We start from the raw sequence: 551 nt of genomic DNA, 5'->3' as shown, positions 1-551 counted from the left end.
AGCGGTTCATATCACCTTACCGACGCTTTACGCAGATTAGCACGTCCTTCATCGCCTCTGACTGCCAGGGCATCCACCGTGTACGCTTAGTCGCTTAACCTCACAACCCACAGGCGTTTTACAACGCTGCAGACTGCAAGCATTTGAGAGACTCGAACACATCGTTTATTCATTCTTATTACGGAGAATGAATACGACGTGTCGTTTCAATTTTCAGCTTGTTCCGGATTGTTAAAGAGCAATATCTCAAACTCGACGTTACCGTCAGTTTTGAGATATTTCGTGGAGACACCTTTCACCTGTCACCAAGCAAGTGGCGTCCCCTAGGGGATTCGAACCCCTGTTGCCGCCGTGAAAGGGCGGAGTCCTAACCGCTAGACGAAGGGGACACATACATGTCACGACTTCGCAGCCGTCTTGCTCGTTACTTTTCTATCAGACAATCTGTGTGAGCACTTCGAAGGAAGGTATCTTCAGGTAAGGAGGTGATCCAACCGCAGGTTCCCCTACGGTTACCTTGTTACGACTTCACCCCAGTCATGAATCACAAA

Annotated in this window: 1 tRNA gene and 2 rRNA genes; all 3 read right to left on the bottom strand. The window is 49.0% G+C overall.

The features are described 5' to 3' along the window. Positions 1 to 100, bottom strand: a 23S ribosomal RNA gene (locus F3J37_RS27905); the annotation flags it as partial. A 214-nt stretch (positions 101 to 314) separates the two neighbouring features. Next, positions 315 to 389: transfer RNA gene (locus F3J37_RS27900), tRNA-Glu, on the bottom strand. Between the two features lie 89 nt (positions 390 to 478). Next, positions 479 to 551, bottom strand: a 16S ribosomal RNA gene (locus tag F3J37_RS27895); the annotation flags it as partial.

This window comes from Candidatus Pantoea communis (assembly GCF_011752685.1).
Lineage (GTDB): Bacteria > Pseudomonadota > Gammaproteobacteria > Enterobacterales > Enterobacteriaceae > Pantoea > Pantoea communis.
The sequence above is the reverse complement of the archived record's forward strand: the minus strand, read 5'-3'. Positions and strand labels throughout refer to the sequence as shown.